Here is a 17,332-nt window from a genome sequence, read left to right on the forward strand (position 1 = left end):
CTACCTCTTCCCATTCCGAACAGAGCAGTCAAGCCCGCCAGAGCCGATGGTACTGCCGTAACAGGTGGGAGAGTAGGTCGGTGCCGATCTTTATACAGAGCCCCTGCAGCATATGCAGGGGCTTTTTGTTTTTTATAATAAGATTTTTACAAGTGAGTCCGGTAAAATAGAAGTACCTTGCGATAATATATCTCCTTTAATATGAAGTTTTAAGATAATTATGAGTAAGAAATCTGTGACCGTTTTTATTATTCTCCTATTAGTAATTGCAGGGTTGGTGGCCTATCGCTTGATGGCTAATAAAGAAAAGGCTGCTGAAAATGTGACTGGACGGCAGCGAGCAGAGTCAAAAGTATATGGTATCGTAGTTTCTGGGAAACCTTTTTCCGATTTTTTATCACTTTCTGGTTCTATCGAGCCCAACGAAGTTATTAACCTGCGTTCAGAGATTTCGGGAATTGCGGAGCAATTGAACTTTTCTGAGGGTGGAAGAGTGTCTAATGGACAGGTATTGATTAAAATAAACGACGCTGAGTTGAAAGCACAGCTTGCACAAGCTAAAACGAGAAATAGTTTAGCAGCAGAAAATGAACGCAGAGCCATGCTGCTTCTGGAAAAAGAGGCAATAAGTCAGGAGGAGTACGATATTGCCAGTGCAGACCATAGAACCGCCGAAGCACAAATACAACTTATAGAAGCACAATTAATCAAAACAGCTATTCGTGCACCATTTTCTGGAACAATAGGTCTGCGGCATATTTCTAAGGGAAGTTATATTACACCCACTACCGATATCGCACAGCTCGTGGACGTGAGTAAAGTGAAACTAGAGTTTTCTATTCCCGAGCGTTATGCAACGAAAGTTGAGATAGGGGCTACGGTGCGTTTTAGAGTACAGGGTACGAGTGAAGAATTTACAGCAAAGGTATATGCAATGGAACCTCTTGTAGAAACAGCAACGCGGACTTTGCGTGTTCGCGCCGTGGCAGATAATAAAGATAGTCGGCTTATTCCGGGAACTTTCGCGAATGTAATTTTTCCATTAGAAACATTGGAAAAAGGACTGTTGGTGCCGGCTGAGGCATTAATCCCCATTCAAAATGGAAAAAAAATATTCATTAAGAAAGATGGTCTTGCGAAGGAAATTTTAGTTGAAACCGGTGCGCGTACAGAGGTAGATGTGTTGATCGTAGAAGGTATTAATGAAGGAGATACTGTACTGACTTCCGGTGTGATGTCGTTGCGAGATGGCAACAGGGTTAATGTGACATTACGTTAAATAGAGTATAGTAATGAGTTTATCTACATTAAGTATCAAGCGCCCCGTCCTCGCTATTGTTATGAATTTGCTACTAGTCCTTTTTGGGATTATCGGCTATACATTTTTGGGGGTGAGGGAGTATCCTTCTATCGATCCTGCTCAGATTTCAGTCCGGACAAATTACGCGGGTGCAAACGCGGATATTATTGAGTCTCAAATTACGGAACCACTAGAAAAATCGATTAATTCGATTGACGGTATTCGTAATATCTCGTCATCTAGTAGTCAAGGAGCTAGTAATATTACCATCGAGTTCAATTTGGATAAGGATCTGGAGGCAGCCGCAAATGACGTACGTGATAAGGTGTCACAAGCTATGCGAAGTTTGCCACAAGATATTGATGCTCCGCCTGTCGTTTCCAAAGCAGATGCTGATTCGGAACCGATTATTACCATGACGGTTCAAAGTACTACGAGAAATGTGCTGGAGTTGTCAGACTTTGCAGATAATGTGATTGCACAAAGACTACAGACGATCCCGGGCGTCAGTTCGGTACGTATCTGGGGACAGCGTAAATACGCGATGCGATTATGGATAGATCCCATCCGTTTGGCATCGTATGGGCTAACGGTACTAGATGTTCGGACGGCTTTAAACAATCAAAATGTAGAATTACCGTCAGGTGTATTGACTGGCGCAAATACAGAACTAGCCGTCAAGACATTGGGGAATTTAGCTACCGAGGAGGAATTTAATAACATTATTATTCGAGCTGAAAATAACCGGGTAGTACGGATGGCGGATGTTGGGACCGCCGCATTGGAGGCTGAAAATTTCGAAACCAAGATGTCCGATTCCGGATATCCTATGGTTGCCCTTGCGATTATTCCCCAGCCAGGTACTAATTATATTGAGATTGCAGAGCAGTTTTACGAAGAATATGATAGACTGGAAGGTGACTTGCCACCGGGGTTTGAATTGAATATTGCTATGGACAATACCCAGTTTGTCCGAAAGTCCGTTTTTGAAGTGGCTGAGACTTTAATGATTGCGATCGTACTGGTTGTATTGATTATTTATATTTTCTTTCGCGATTGGTCGATAGCTTTTCGACCATTGATCGATATTCCGGTCTCCTTGATTGCGACTTTTTTCATTATGTACCTTTGTGGTTTTTCGATCAATGTATTAACGTTGTTAGCGATTGTGCTTGCTACCGGGCTGGTGGTAGATGACGGTATTGTGGTGACCGAGAATATATTTAAGAAAGTAGAAGAAGGTATGTCGCCTATCGAAGCGGCTATAAAAGGTTCCAATGAAATTTTCTTTGCGGTTATTTCGATCTCGATTACATTGGCCGCCGTATTTTTGCCTGTAATTTTTCTAGAAGGGTTTGTCGGACGTTTATTTCGAGAATTTGGTGTCGTTATTGGAGCAGCGGTCTTAATTTCCGCATTTGTGTCCCTATCATTGACGCCTATGCTTAATGCTTACTTAATGAAGGGTGGGGAGCAACGTAAATCGAAATTATACAACAGAACGGAGCATTACTTTCAGACGATGAACAGGGAGTACGAAAGTTCCTTGAGAGGATTCCTAAAAATGAAATGGTTGGGTTTTGTCGTTATTGCGGGATGCTTTGGACTTATTTACTTTTTTTACTCCGTACTTCCTAAAGAAACCGCACCGTATGATGATAGAAGTTATATTAGATTAAGCGCTACTGCACCCGAAGGGGTGTCATATGATTACATGGACCGCTTTATGACCGAGCTTACAGCGCTCATAAACGATTCTATTTCCGAGAAAAAAGTAAGTCTCGTAGTTACCTCTCCTGGATTTGGTACCGCATCTGCTAATAGTGGTTTTGTTAGGTTGGGATTGGTACAGCCCGAAGAGCGGACAAGGACACAACAGGAAATAGCGGCTGACCTTGCCCGAATGACTCGATCATATTCGGAAGCAAGAGTCGCTGTATCTCAAGAACCTACTATATCTGTTAATAGGCGCGGTGGCTTACCTGTTCAATATATCATTCAAGCACCTAATTTTGAAAAATTGGAAGAGAAGATTCCAGTATTTATGGAGGAATTGTCGAGAGATAGAACATTTTCTGTCGTTGACGTCAATTTGAAGTTTAATAAGCCGGAAGTGTATGTAACGATTGATCGGGATCGAGCACAATCGATGGGCGTTTCCGTCTTGGATGTAGCTCAGACCTTGCAAATGTCTTTGTCGGGACAACGTTTTGGCTATTTTATGATGAATGGGAAACAATATCAAGTGATGGGACAATTCGATAGAAAGGATAGAGCGACTCCGATGGATTTGGCAGCTATTTACGTGAAAAATAACGATGGCTTCCTTATTCAATTGGATAACATCGTGGAGATAGAGGAACGAAGCAGCCCACCTCAGTTATATCATAATAACCGATATATGTCGGCAACTGTATCGGCGGGTTTGGCTCCAGGGTATAGTATGGGAGACGGTATCGCTGCCATGGATGTTATAAAGGAGCGTGTGTTAGATGCCACTTTTACGACAGATTTGGGAGGAGAAGCTCGAGACTTTGTAGAAAGTAGTTCGAATACCATGTTCGCATTTGGACTAGCCGTTGTGCTTATCTTCCTTATTCTTGCTGCACAATTTGAGAGTTTTATCGACCCTATTATAATCTTACTTACGGTGCCTATGGCTGTTGGAGGTGCTTTATTTTCATTATGGTTATTTGGGCAAAGTTGGAATATCTTTAGTCAGATTGGAACGATTATGTTGATTGGTTTGGTAACTAAAAATGGAATATTGATCGTAGAGTTTGCCAATCAGCTTCGAGATCAAGGCTACGAAAAATATCAAGCTGTAGTTAAGGCGTCTGAAGCACGTTTACGGCCTATATTGATGACCTCTCTGGCAATCGCTTTAGGTGCTTTGCCAATCGCGCTTTCGCTCGGTGCAGCCTCAACAAGTCGTATAGGTATGGGAGTTGTGATTGTGGGGGGGACGATGTTTTCTTTGATTTTGACGCTATATGTTATTCCTGCTTTTTATTTAATGATGTCGAAATCTAGAAAAAAGCGAACAGATTTTGACAATATCGACGGATAGGCTTATGAAGAGAATATTGATTTCTTTGTATTTTGGGGTAAGCATCTTTGCCATAGCGGTTGGACAAGAATTATTGACTGTTCAACATGCTGTAGAAATTGCATTAGAAAATAATTATGATATACGATTATCTCAAAATTTGTTACTCGCGGCCAAGGAAAATAAAACCTATGGTAGTGCGGGAATGCTCCCTAACGCAACGGCAGATCTGACGCAGAATAATAGTATACAAAATGCAACTCAACTTCAGAATAGCGGTGTAGAACGTTCGTTGGATAATGCTAGAAATAATAATTTAACTTACGGCATAAATATAGGATGGACGATTTTTGATGGCTTAGGGATGTTTGCGCGTTTTGAAAAGCTACAAGAACTAGAGAAACAAGGTGAATTAGAATTAAAAAGAACTATTCTTGCCACGGTGGGAGATGTTATTACTGTATATTATACGATTGTAGAGCAACAAAATTTGCTCTCGGCGTTAGATTCTAGTATTCTTATCTCCAGAGAGCGGCTTCGGACGGCGGAAAATAGATTTTCTATCGGTAAAGCGGCAAAATTGGAAGTTTTGAACGTGCAGGTCAATTTAAACGAGGATATTTCCGCGCGACTTCGACAGATAGAAACGGTTAAGAATTTGAAGACTATGTTAAACGGAATATTGGTCAGGGATCTGGATATAGACTTCACTATCGATACGAAAGTAAGTATCGACAGGAGTTTGGTATATGGAGATCTGTTTGAAAGAGCAGATCGTTTTAATCCCGATTTGCAGATCATTATCCTTAATAGAAAACTTGCAGAATTGGATATGCAGGAAATCAAATCAGCACGTTATCCGACCGTTCGCTTAAATGGAGGATATAACTTCTCTCGGACGGAATCAAGCCTAGGATTTGTTGCGCAGTCCAATTCTAAAGGACTAACCTATGGCCTTACCGCTTCTGTTAATATCTTTGATGGCTTGAATCAACGCCGAAACGAGCGTGTCGCAAAACTTCAGATTGACAATGCTTCGTTACAAATTGAACAACAGCGATTAGCTGTGAAGACAGGTTTGAAAACAGCTTATGAGACTTATTTAACTAATATTGAGTTAGTTAAATTAGAGAGGAAGAATGAAGATATTGCGCGTCAAAATCTGGATATTACACTGGCTAAATATACGATTGGCTCCATAAGTGCCGTGGAATTTCGAGATGCACAAGAAAATTTTATCAATGCGATTTCCCGGTTTAACGCGGCCCAATTACAAGCTAAACTATCCGAAATACAATTAAAAGAACTTGTTGGACAGATTGACTTTTAACTTATATTGAGGAATGAATTATATAGGCACGAAAAATTGAGCAAACGTTTGCTTTCCGTTTTTGCTTTTTTTTAGTTGAGAATACTATTATACTTGTGTTAGGAAAGGTTATAGAAAACCTTTTTGGATAACCATTTGTATACTGTCTCATCACGATATAATGGTTATGGCAAGTAGACTGTTAGTTTGTTTTAAAATAGGTGATTTTAGAGGGGACGCATTGTTGTCCCCTTTAATATAAAACAGAAATTTATTAAATTTATGGATACTAATCGAAGAGATTTTATAAAGAAGGCATCGCTGTTGTCTGGTGCAGCAATTACATTGCCAGCATTAAGTACTGAAGCGTTTGCCGTTGCTCCAGCTTTCAATATGTGGGGATATGCTGCCCCCAAGATAGATACTGTGCGTATTGCAGTCATCGGTTTAGGTATGCGTGGTCCAGGTGCTGTGGACAGGCTGTCTTATATAGAAGGAACAGAAATTGTAGCATTGTGCGACCGTCATGCAGACAGAGTGGAAAAAGCACAGAAGATATTGACCAATAAAGGAATAAAAGAAGCTAAATCTTATTCCGGTGATGAGGGTTGGGAACAGTTGCTGAAAGAACAGGAGGTAGACTTGGTGTACATCTGTACCCCTTGGGAGTTTCACGCACCGATGTGTATTGCTGCAATGAAAGCAGGAGCACATGCCGCGTGCGAAGTGCCTATTGGTTTAACGGTGAAAGAATGTTGGGATGTTGTTAAAACTTCGGAAGAGACAAAAAAACATTGTATGATGTTGGAGAATTGCTGCTATGATTTTTTCGAAATGCTAACGTTAAACATGGTTCGTCAAGGAATGTTTGGCGAACTTGTACATGCAGAAGGCGCTTATATTCATGATTTGTTAGATTTAAACTTTAGTAAAAAAGGTTATGATAAAATGTGGCGTTTGCGAGAGAATATTAAAATGAATGGCAATCTTTATCCAACACATGGAATCGGTCCAATCGCACAGTGTATGAATATCAATAGTGGAGATCGGATGACCCATTTGGTCGCTATGCAGACTGCTGATTTTCAAATGGGAGAAAAAGCGAGCGAATTAGCAACTGAAGATTCTTTTTTCCAAGAATTTGTAGGTAAGAAATATCGTGGAAATATGGATACTACATTAATTAAAACGGAGAAAGGGAAGACATTAATGGTGCAACACGATGTTACCTCACCTCGGCCTTATTCTCGTCTTCATTTATTGAGCGGAACCAAAGGTTTTGCGCAGAAATATCCCAAAGAAGGAATTGCATTCGGGCATAGCTTTGTAAAGGAAGATGAATTAAAGAACCTTAAAGAAAAATATACACCGGAATTGGTGAAATTTATCGGTGAGCAAGCAAAGCAAGTCGGAGGACACGGCGGTATGGATTTTATGATGGATTGGCGATTAATCGATTGTTTGCGCAATGGATTGCCGATCGAACAGCCTGTATATGAGGGGGCGTCGTGGAGTGCCATCGTACCATTGAGTTGTGAATCGGTCGCTAAAAATAGTAAGACTGTGAATATCCCTGATTTTACAAAGGGGGCTTGGAAAACTAATAAACCACATGATCTAAGTTTGAAAGACGGGGGAAATACAGGGATTCGTCCGAAAGTAACTAGAAACTCGAATAATCAGTTGAATGTAGAATAAATGATGATACTTGCCACGTTATTAAGCATTTAGTTCCATAAAAGAGAGAAGATGCCCCGAAATCAAAAGTGGGCATCTTCTATTTTTAAGCTGATTATCTGTATATTAGAGTCTATGTTTTCAAGATCTTTTTTATTAGCTGTTTCTGCTTGCGTTATGGTAGCTTGTCAGTCAGGGACAAAAACCATGCAAAATGCGGTTATCGAAGATTCGGTAGCATTATGCCACGTGGGTGCAATTCCATCACGTTTTGTTCAAAGGACAGATTCTTTATCTCATGCACAGGGTAAGGACAATATTCGTATGGTATTGATTGAAGGAGGGGTATTTCAGATGGGATCTTCTAATTTTCCTGATGCGCAGCCGATACATGCGGTCGAAGTTTCTTCTTTCTATATGGATGAACATGAGGTTACCAATGCTCAGTTTAAGACCTTTGTAGATGCGACCGGATATCTAACGGTTGCCGAACGACCGTTAGACCCAAATGAGTTTCCGGGTGTGGATCCCAATATGCTTGTTCCTGGATCAGCAGTTTTTGCTGCACCAGAGGAGGTGAAAGGTTTAGATAATTATATGCAGTGGTGGCAATATGTGCCTGGCGCGAGTTGGAAACATCCGGAAGGTCCGAATAGTTCGATCGAAGGAAAAGAAAAATATCCTGTTACGCAATTGGCATATCAAGATGCAGAGGCCTATGCTAAATGGGTAGGTAAACGACTTCCTACCGAAGCAGAATGGGAGTATGCAGCTAAAGCAGGAAAACACACGGATGAAACTTATTACTGGGGAAGTGAGAAGAGGGAAAATGGAAAATGGTTGGCGAATATATATCAAGGTGATTTTCCATCCAACAATACCAAAGAAGATGGTTTCGAAACGACTGCTCCTGTAAAATCTTTTCCACCGAATACATATGGTTTATACGATATGGAAGGGAACGTTTGGGAATGGTGTGCGGATTTTTATCGACCAGATTATTATGCGCATAGCCCAAAATTGAATCCGACGGGGCCAGCAGACTCGCATGATCCACAAGAACCTGGCTTAATAAAACGCGTGCAACGTGGAGGATCATTTTTATGTAATGATCAATATTGCGAACGTTATAAAGCGGGTAGTCGCGGAAAAGGGGAGATAAACAGTCCGACGAATAATGTTGGTTTTCGTTGTGTGAAGGATATATAAAAAATAATCCCGTCCATTGGACGGGATTATTTTTTACTGTGCGTTCAAGAACATCGATTTTTTATTATTGAGCTCTCTAAAATATGGATCTTGCAGATCTTTAATAAACCGTATAGCCTCTCCAGTAGATTTCATTTCTGGCCCTAATTGCTTATCAACTTCAGGGAACTTGCTAAATGAAAATACAGGCTCCTTAATAGCATATCCTTTTAGTTTACGTTCGATTTGAAAGTCTTTCAGTTTATTAACACCTAACATAACTTTTGTGGCGATATTGATATAAGGAACATCATAAGCTTTAGCGATGAAAGGAACAGTGCGGGATGCGCGTGGATTTGCCTCGATTACGTATACGTCTTCGCCTTTTACTGCAAATTGAATATTTAACAAGCCCCGTACATTTAAGGCTTTCGCTAAACGAATGGAGTATTCTTCCATTTTTTTCTGCACACTTGCAGATAAACTAAATGGAGGGAGTACCGCTGAAGAGTCTCCCGAATGAATACCAGCAGGTTCAATATGCTCCATCATACCGATTATATGAACATCCTCACCATCACAGATTGAATCCGACTCTGATTCTTCAGCGCGGTCAAGGAAATGGTCAATTAAGATTTGATTGCCGGGTAAGTTTTTCAATAAATTCACCACCGCTTTTTCCAGATCCTCGTCATTGATGACAATGCTCATCCCTTGTCCTCCCAATACATAAGAAGGGCGTACTAATACGGGATATCCTACTTCACTTGCCACCTTTAATGCTTCCTCTGCGGACGTAGCAACGCCATATTTTGGATAAGGAATATCTAATTCTTTCAAAAGATCTGAAAAACGACCGCGATCTTCTGCCAAGTCCATGTCGGCAAATGAAGTGCCGATAATTTTCACTCCAAGTGCCTCTAAGCGCTCGGCCATCTTTAGTGCCGTTTGCCCGCCTAATTGTACAATGACACCTTCTGGTTTCTCCAACTCGATAATTTCCCGGACATGCTCCCAAAATACGGGTTCGAAATATAGTTTATCTGCCATGTTAAAGTCCGTCGATACCGTTTCCGGGTTGCAGTTTATCATGATTGATTCATATCCCGCTTCTTTAGCGGCAATTAAACCATGTACGCAAGAGTAATCGAATTCGATTCCCTGTCCGATACGGTTCGGACCAGAACCTAACACAATGATTTTCTTTTTATTGGATGAAATTGATTCATTTTCGTCCTCAAAAGTAGAATAATAATAAGGCGTGTGCGCTGGAAACTCCGCCGCACAAGTATCTACCATTTTGTACACACGATTAATTCCTAATTCTTTTCGGCGGGTATAAACATCATCTTCATTAACATTCCCCAATAACCAGGAAATTTGTAGGTCAGAATAACCTTTTTGTTTTAATGTAAGGAAGAAATCACGAGGAATATTGTTCAGCTGATATCTGCGTAGTTCTGTTTCGAGCTGTACCAGTTCTTGAATTTGTATTAAAAACCATTTGTCAATGCGCGTTGCTTTCCGAATGGATTCTAGAGGAACCCCAAGTTCAAAAGCGTCTTTGATATGGAATACTCGATCGGAGCTCGGATGTTCTAAGCTATCCATGATTTCTTCTAAATTGCGTAACTGACGGCCGTCGGCTCCCAGCCCCCCGCGATTTGTTTCCAAGGATTGACATGCTTTTTGTAACGCTTCTATAAAAGTGCGTCCAATCGCCATGACTTCACCTACGGCTTTCATTTGCAAGCCCAACTCTTTATTAGCCCCTTTAAACTTATCAAAGTTAAAACGCGGAATTTTAACAATAACATAATCTAATGTAGGTTCAAAGTAAGCGGATGTTGTTTTTGTGATTTGGTTTTGTAGTTCATCCAAATTATATCCAATTGCAAGCTTGGCTGCAATTTTTGCGATCGGATAACCAGTCGCTTTCGATGCTAATGCAGAAGATCGTGATACACGAGGATTAATTTCGATGGCGATAATATCTTCATTTTCTGGGTTTACGGAGAATTGTACATTACATCCGCCAGCAAAATTTCCAATGGAACGCATCATACGGATGGCTTGATTACGCATGTCTTGGTAACACTTATCGCTTAATGTCATACCTGGAGCTACGGTAATAGAGTCGCCTGTATGAATACCCATTGGGTCAAAGTTTTCAATCGTACAAATAATGATCACATTATCATTACTGTCACGCAATAACTCTAACTCAAATTCTTTCCAGCCTAGTACAGCCTGTTCTACCAGTACCTCGTGTGTAGGAGAGGCATGCAATCCTCTATTTAATGCAGCATCAAATTCTTCTTTTTTGTGGACAAACCCTCCTCCAGTACCTGCTAATGTATAGGATGGACGGATAACAAGTGGATAACCTATTTCCTGGGCGGCTTCTTTTCCTTCCAGAAAAGAATTCGCAATTTTAGATTTTGCAACGCCTACACCGATATCTACCATCAGTTGACGAAATTCTTCACGGTTTTCTGTTTTTTCGATAGCAGCTACGTCAACTCCGATGACTTCAACGTTATACTTGTCCCATAGACCGATATTGGAAGCTTCTATGCACAGGTTGAGCGCTGTTTGTCCGCCCATAGTAGGGAGGACCGCATCGATCTGTTGTTCCTGAAGAATCTTTTCGATGCTTTCACAGGTAAGCGGTAATAAGTAAACGTGATCTGCAATAACCTTGTCGGTCATGATTGTAGCAGGATTGGAATTGATAATGGACACTTCGATACCTTCTTCCTTCAAAGAAAGAGCAGCTTGTGATCCAGAGTAATCAAATTCACAGGCTTGACCGATAACGATAGGACCCGAACCAATAATTAAAACGGAGTTAATGGAGGTGTTTCTAGGCATTATTTCTCTTGTTCAAAAAATTAATTATCAATTTGTTGTGTTGACAAAGGGGTTCGAAAATGCCTTTCAGAGGGGAGTATTCCGACTGCTTTGTCGGAGTGCAAAGTTACATTTTTTTTGATAAAAAAATGTTTTTTTACTAATGTTTTTCTTTTTAATGTGTTACGATATTCTTTGCCACTGTAAAATTACCTGTTTACCGGTATTTTTTTTTACTTCATCGTTTTCTAGCTTTGGCGATCATTAATATTGATCTAAAAATTATTAATGGAACGGTTTTTGATATTGGGAATCGATAAAAGAATTAGTATTTAAATTAAAAAAAAGATTATGAAGAAAATTACGTTAGCTTTTTTAGCGGTACTATTTGCTGCCAGTGCTTTTGCACAAGATTACAAAAATTCAATTGGTATCCGTTTAGGGAGCGGGTATTATGACGTGGCTGCTGTGGCATTCAAAACGTTTTTAAACGGTGGGCCAGGAGCATTGGAATTTGATTTAGGTTTTGATACCGACAAATTTGGTGGTGATAATTTTACAAACCTTTCTTTTTCTGGAGCATACCAACACCATTTTCCAATTGGGGATATTCAAGGTTTCAAATGGTTTGTAGGTGGTGGCGCAGTGTTGTCCAATACTTTTGCTGACTATGACGAAGTAAAGGGGTTTAATGTGGGTATTTTCCCGACAGGCGGCGTTGATTACAAATTAAAAAATGCACCTTTTGCTTTTTCGGCAGATATTCGACCAACGATTCATATCGTAAATGGAGCTGGATATTATAACGGTTTTTACGCTAACGGAGGCTTAACAGCGCGTTATACGTTCTAAAAAAATAGAACTCGAACATAAAAAAAGAGACCGAATAAGGTCTCTTTTTTTATGTTTACTTTTTTAAAAAGAATATTTATTTTAAAGGTTGTTGTTACATTTTATCCCACCGCAATCGTTTGTGTCTTTTATGCAATCGTTTTCGTTGTGTTTGTTGTTGTCTTTTATTTTGTTTAGTTTAAATTGCAACCGTTGTATTGTCTTAATCTGACGTTACATACTGAACACATAAACAAAACATTGAAGAATATTTTATGGTAAAGAGATTTAGACATCCCCTTTTTTGGGGTAAAATCTTACGTTTAGCATCAGTCCTGATAATAGGCGTGTTTGTGCCAACGGAGATCGTTTTAGCAAATGAATCTGCCCTCCGTGTGCACACTTCGTATCAACAGACAGTGACAGGGAGTGTTACTTCGGCAAGTGGTCCAGTTGTGGCTGTTACGGTATCCTTATCGGGGAAACCAGCAGTTTCGACACAGACAGACGAAAATGGTAATTTTTCTCTGCCTGCAAAAAATGGTGATGTACTGGTGTTTACCGCAGTAGGGTTTGAACCCTACACGGCAGTCGTTGAGGGGAGTACGTTGCACGCGGTATTACAGGAAAGTGACCAAGCGCTCGAAGAAGTCGTTGTGACAGGATATTCTGTACAAAAAAGAGAAAGTCTTACGGGATCCCTGCAAGTAGTAACTGGTGACGAGTTGCGCGACATTACTACGCCTTCAGTCGAAAATATGTTGAGTGCGAAAGCACCAGGTGTGCAGGTAACTCCAGGTTCAGCACAACCCGGACAAAGAGGAGCTGTCGTTATTCGTGGACAAGCCACCTTAAGTGGAACTACAGAGCCCTTGTGGGTTATCGATGGTGTAATTGTTGGATCGGAACCTGGGGATATAAACCCCGATGATATTGAATCGATGACCGTATTGAAAGATGCTGCCTCTACAGCGATCTATGGTTCGCAGGGAGCAAATGGTGTTATCGTGATAACCACCAAAAGCCCGAAAGTTGGAAAAACGACGGTAAACTATGCTACACGTATGGGATTCAATAAGCTGAATAACGGCAACTTGAGAATGATGAACGGAGCGGAACTATATGATTATTACAGTTCTTTTGAGAATGCAAGCGACATATCTTTTCCTCGCTGGAATAACGAATTGCGCAATAGTAATTTTGATTGGTGGAATTTGGCAACAAAAACCGGATTTACCCAAAATCATAATCTAACCTTGCAAGGCGGAACCGAAACATTGCAATCTTTTTTATCCTTGGGATATTATGATGAACAAGGTTCTGTGAAAGGATATGATTTCGATCGGTATAATGTTCGTTTCAGGCAGGTATACAAGCCAGTCGAATGGCTCACCATTAAACCTTCGATTGTCGGTGCTCGTCGTGGTGTAGAAAACCGTCAATATTCGGTGGGTGCTATGTATAGCCGTTTCCCTTGGGATAGTCCCTTTGACGAGAACGGCAATTTAGTTCCTCATCGTTACAGCGGTTGGGTCAACAACTCGGAGACCAACTATTTGTATGATCTGCAATGGAACCACTCCGCAAACACAAACTATGAATTCATGGGAAACTTTGATTTTGACATCAAACTAACCGATTGGTTGACGTTCTCCTCTGTAAATAACTATCGTTATAATACATACGCTAATGCAGGTTATGAGGATCCACGTTCAAATGCCGGTATGGGGGTAGTCGGGCGTTTAACTGATTTTAGATTCGAGTATGCGCGACGTTATACAAACCAAATCCTCCGTGTCAATAAAACCTGGAACAAACATACCATAAATGGTTTAATAGCTTATGAGTTTAATGATTATAGTTCTAAAACATTAGATGTTTACGGAATCGGTATTATTCCCGGTTTTGAAGTGATGGATGCTGTTACTTCCCCAGAACGGACACGTGGTGTGCGCAATGAATGGGCGGTTCAATCGTTTTTGTCAGACGTACATTATTCTTATGATAACAAATATATGGCCCAGCTTTCTTTCCGCCGGGATGGTGCTTCCAATTTTGGTGATAATGCGAAGTATGGAAACTTTTTCTCGATTAGTGGAGCTTGGAATATACACTACGAAGACTGGTTCGAAGCAGATTGGGTAAATGCTTTGAAAGTTAGAGCCGCTTATGGTTCTGTAGGAAATCGTCCTAGTGACCTATATCCACAATATGATCTTTACTCTGTAGAACAAGGCTCGGGATATAACGGCAAACCTGGAGCGTTGATTAGTCAAAAAGGAAATAGAGACCTAACTTGGGAGAAAACCTATACGACAGGTGGAGGGGTAGATGCAACTTTTTTGAATAACCGGTTACGGACATCTCTTGATTTTTATATCAAAGACACCGATAATGTACTGTATGAGGTTCCGGTTACCGGTACAGTGGGGATTACCAGCATGTGGCGGAATATTGGAGCAATGCGTAACACTGGTTTTGAGCTAGCTATTGGCGGCGATATTATTCAGCGCGATGATTGGAACTGGGGGATAGATTTGAACGTAGGGTATAATAAGAATAAACTAACGCAGCTTTTTGAAACTAGAGGGTCTGACGGGATTTTTGCGGTAAGACCGGTTTTTGTTGGTGACGGATCAAATATAGCCGGATCTGCTCAACGCGTTTTGGATCCCGGTCTTCCTGTTGATACTTACTACATGCGGGAGTGGGCTGGTGTGAATCCAGAAAACGGAGCTCCGATGTGGTATAAAACTGAGACGGATAATGAAGGTAATGAGGTGCGCACGACAACCTCTGATTATGCCCAGGCGACACCGACAGCATTGGAAAAAGCCGCACCGGATTTATATGGAGGGCTCTCTACCGCGTTAAAGTACAAACAGTTTGATTTAGGTGCAGTTTTCGGTTATTCTATCGGTGGTAAAATCTATAATTACTCTCGTCAGGAATATGATTCTGACGGAGCATATACGGACCGTAATCAAATGAAACTGATGCCGGGATGGAGCCGCTGGGAAAAACCGGGAGACAATGCAACCCATCCCGTTGTGAAATATGGTAATCGAGACAATGGAAATAAAGTTTCATCACGTTATCTAGAGGACAGCGATTTCCTTCGCTTACGGTCTCTGACATTAGGATACAATATTAATCTAGCGCAATATAACATGCGCAACTTACGGATATTCTTTACTGGAGAAAACTTGTTCACGATAACGAGCTATTCAGGTGTAGACCCGGAGGTGCCGTTAACACCTGTAGATGGCAGACGTGAAGGAGGAAGGGTAACACAATCGGCAGGGCCGTCCGTTTATCCCGCAGTTCGTAGATTTATGTTCGGTCTCAATGTCTCATTTTAAAAACTCACAATTAACATGAAAAAGAAGATATTTATAGCCTTGCTGACAGTAGCTAGCTTTGCATCTTGTGATATTGATCGCGCACCCTATGGCTCCATGGATGCGGACGATATTATGAATGATCCAGATACCTATTTGGAATCCATGATGAACGGCGCTTACGCGCAATTAAAAGCCTGGTCTGACCCGATGCATCGTGCGGGCGAATATGCTGGTGATAACATCGCAATCCGAGGTACGTCTACCGATGCATTTTTTGAATTTATCAGCTACAATCGTACGCCAAATAACGGACGCTTGAACCAGTTTTGGAATGCAGGTTATAAGGCAATCGCACAAACATCTAACGTGATTAATATGTTTGCTGAGGGGGAGAACGAAGAACGTAATAGCCGTTTGGGCGAATGTTATTATATACGTGGACTAATGTATTTTTACTTTGTAAGAGCTTATGGACGTCCTTATTACGATAATCCGACAATCAATTTGGGGATGCCTATCGTAAATGGTACCCCGGAAGATATCCCCGGTCTAGAACTGAACGACCGTGTAAGTGTCGCGGATACCTACGAACATATTATCGCTGACTTAGAGAAAGCAGAAGAATTGCTGGCTGTCAATAATGGCCCTGTCTATGCGTCCAGAGGAGCTGTGCATGCCTTGTTATCTCGTGTTTATTTGTACATGAGCGGAACTTATGATGCACCGAATGCGCAATACGCGCAGTTGGCCGTAGATTACGCGGATAAGGTTATCAATTCGGGCGAATATTCGTTGTTGCCTCGAGAGCGATTTATGCAATACAATACCTATACGCCAGAAAATAACCCGGAAACTATTTTTGCAATCAAACGGGTGGCATCAGAGTTTTCCGGTGATGATTACGCTTACGGAGTAGGTGGTATGTATGCCAATATCGGTGGTCTAGGGTGGGGAGAAATGTATGTAAGCGCTAAATATATAGATCTGCTGAATGAAACCGGGCGAAACGACTGGCGGGAAGAAAAGTATAATATAGTGGATGCGCGCGCGGCATTCATCGAACCAACCTACTCGCAAGACGCCAGTACAGACGCCTATACAGAGGTATTCCGTTTTATCCGGAAAGGAAATACCTTGACTTATGCGCAGGCAACAGTAACGCGAAGTGGAGCGGCAATTACATGTAGAGACGGTGATAATACATATACGTTAACACCTGTGAATACTGAGCAAGAAATTTATAGTATCAAGCATGCGGATGGGAACACCTATACTGGAATGATAGACAACTTTATTACCGTAAACAACGGACTGCCACAGTTCTATATTACAAAAGCATCTCGAGAAGGAGAAGAATCGCACCTGCACTCTCCGGTAATCAGTAGATTGGGAGAAGTCTATCTGAACCGTGCGGAAGCATACGCTAAATTAGGTAATTATAGCGCAGCTTTGGCTGATCTGAACGAAATCCGTACGAGATCTATCCTGGATGGGGCATACCACTCATTGAGTGCTGCTAATGCGGGTACTTTGATAGATAAGGAGCGTCAGCTGGAACTAGCCTTTCAAGCGGAGCGTAGTTACGATGTATATCGTAATGGAGGTACGCTAACGCGTCATTATCCTGGTGCTCACGATCAACGCTTGGAAGTGGAACCAACAGATTATCGTGTAGTTTATTATATTCCTGAAGATGCAGTCAATGCATATCCAGGTAAATTAACACAGAACCCGAGTTCAAACTAGCGAAGGAAGGTGTGAGGTGATATCGATAGATATGA

General features: G+C 41.2%; 9 protein-coding genes and 1 rRNA gene. 9 read left to right on the plus strand and 1 reads right to left on the minus strand.

The features are described 5' to 3' along the window. From rrf to H8B17_RS15815, 6 genes are all read left to right on the plus strand, one after another. Nucleotides 1–89 (plus strand): 5S ribosomal RNA (gene rrf / locus H8B17_RS15790); the annotation flags it as partial. Between the two features lie 131 nt (nucleotides 90–220). After that, complete coding sequence (locus tag H8B17_RS15795) at nucleotides 221–1,279, plus strand: efflux RND transporter periplasmic adaptor subunit (protein ID WP_190310205.1); 1,059 nt, start codon at nucleotides 221–223, stop codon at nucleotides 1,277–1,279. Nucleotides 1,280–1,292: 13 nt separating this feature from the next. Next, nucleotides 1,293–4,370 (plus strand): efflux RND transporter permease subunit, encoded by a 3,078-nt coding sequence (locus H8B17_RS15800; RefSeq protein WP_190310206.1) that lies wholly within the window; start codon nucleotides 1,293–1,295, stop codon nucleotides 4,368–4,370. A 4-nt stretch (nucleotides 4,371–4,374) separates the two neighbouring features. Then, nucleotides 4,375–5,679: a TolC family protein gene (locus H8B17_RS15805; RefSeq protein WP_190310207.1), complete on the plus strand. Its 1,305-nt coding sequence runs from the start codon at nucleotides 4,375–4,377 to the stop codon at nucleotides 5,677–5,679. A gap of 261 nt (nucleotides 5,680–5,940) precedes the next feature. After that, nucleotides 5,941–7,356 carry a Gfo/Idh/MocA family protein gene (locus tag H8B17_RS15810; RefSeq protein WP_190310208.1) on the plus strand — a complete coding sequence of 472 codons (1,416 nt, stop codon included), beginning with the start codon at nucleotides 5,941–5,943 and terminating at the stop codon, nucleotides 7,354–7,356. Nucleotides 7,357–7,407: 51 nt separating this feature from the next. Then, the gene (locus tag H8B17_RS15815; RefSeq protein ID WP_223816628.1) at nucleotides 7,408–8,544 is read left to right on the plus strand and encodes a formylglycine-generating enzyme family protein; all 1,137 of its coding nucleotides are present in this window, start codon (nucleotides 7,408–7,410) and stop codon (nucleotides 8,542–8,544) included. A gap of 33 nt (nucleotides 8,545–8,577) precedes the next feature. On the opposite strand, the gene carB is transcribed toward H8B17_RS15815, so the two are convergent. Beyond that, on the minus strand, nucleotides 8,578–11,397 hold the full coding sequence (gene carB, locus H8B17_RS15820) for a carbamoyl-phosphate synthase large subunit (RefSeq protein WP_190310209.1): 2,820 nt from the start codon (nucleotides 11,395–11,397) through the stop codon (nucleotides 8,578–8,580). A 330-nt stretch (nucleotides 11,398–11,727) separates the two neighbouring features. On the opposite strand from carB, the gene H8B17_RS15825 reads away from it, so the two are divergent. The 3 genes from H8B17_RS15825 to H8B17_RS15835 all read left to right on the plus strand — a co-directional run bounded on the left by H8B17_RS15825 (nucleotide 11,728) and on the right by H8B17_RS15835 (nucleotide 17,297). Then, the gene (locus H8B17_RS15825; protein ID WP_190310210.1) at nucleotides 11,728–12,228 is read left to right on the plus strand and encodes a hypothetical protein; all 501 of its coding nucleotides are present in this window, start codon (nucleotides 11,728–11,730) and stop codon (nucleotides 12,226–12,228) included. A gap of 254 nt (nucleotides 12,229–12,482) precedes the next feature. Beyond that, nucleotides 12,483–15,569, plus strand: a complete 3,087-nt coding sequence (locus tag H8B17_RS15830) for a SusC/RagA family TonB-linked outer membrane protein (RefSeq protein WP_190310211.1) — start codon at nucleotides 12,483–12,485, stop codon at nucleotides 15,567–15,569. Between the two features lie 15 nt (nucleotides 15,570–15,584). Next, nucleotides 15,585–17,297, plus strand: a complete 1,713-nt coding sequence (locus tag H8B17_RS15835) for a RagB/SusD family nutrient uptake outer membrane protein (protein ID WP_190310212.1) — start codon at nucleotides 15,585–15,587, stop codon at nucleotides 17,295–17,297. Nucleotides 17,298–17,332: the final 35 nt, after the last annotated feature.

Source organism: Sphingobacterium arenae (assembly GCF_014692505.1).
Classification (GTDB): Bacteria; Bacteroidota; Bacteroidia; order Sphingobacteriales; family Sphingobacteriaceae; genus Sphingobacterium; species Sphingobacterium arenae.

Excerpts from the sequence above, each read along its gene's own strand:
- H8B17_RS15795 (WP_190310205.1), top strand. The coding sequence starts at position 221 with ATGAGTAAGAAATCTGTGACCGTTTTTATTATTCTCCTATTAGTAATT.
- H8B17_RS15800 (WP_190310206.1), top strand. The coding sequence starts at position 1,293 with ATGAGTTTATCTACATTAAGTATCAAGCGCCCCGTCCTCGCTATTGTT.
- H8B17_RS15805 (WP_190310207.1), top strand. The coding sequence starts at position 4,375 with ATGAAGAGAATATTGATTTCTTTGTATTTTGGGGTAAGCATCTTTGCC.
- H8B17_RS15810 (WP_190310208.1), top strand. The coding sequence starts at position 5,941 with ATGGATACTAATCGAAGAGATTTTATAAAGAAGGCATCGCTGTTGTCT.
- H8B17_RS15815 (WP_223816628.1), top strand. The coding sequence starts at position 7,408 with ATGCCCCGAAATCAAAAGTGGGCATCTTCTATTTTTAAGCTGATTATC.
- carB (WP_190310209.1), bottom strand. The coding sequence starts at position 11,397 with ATGCCTAGAAACACCTCCATTAACTCCGTTTTAATTATTGGTTCGGGT.
- H8B17_RS15825 (WP_190310210.1), top strand. The coding sequence starts at position 11,728 with ATGAAGAAAATTACGTTAGCTTTTTTAGCGGTACTATTTGCTGCCAGT.
- H8B17_RS15830 (WP_190310211.1), top strand. The coding sequence starts at position 12,483 with ATGGTAAAGAGATTTAGACATCCCCTTTTTTGGGGTAAAATCTTACGT.
- H8B17_RS15835 (WP_190310212.1), top strand. The coding sequence starts at position 15,585 with ATGAAAAAGAAGATATTTATAGCCTTGCTGACAGTAGCTAGCTTTGCA.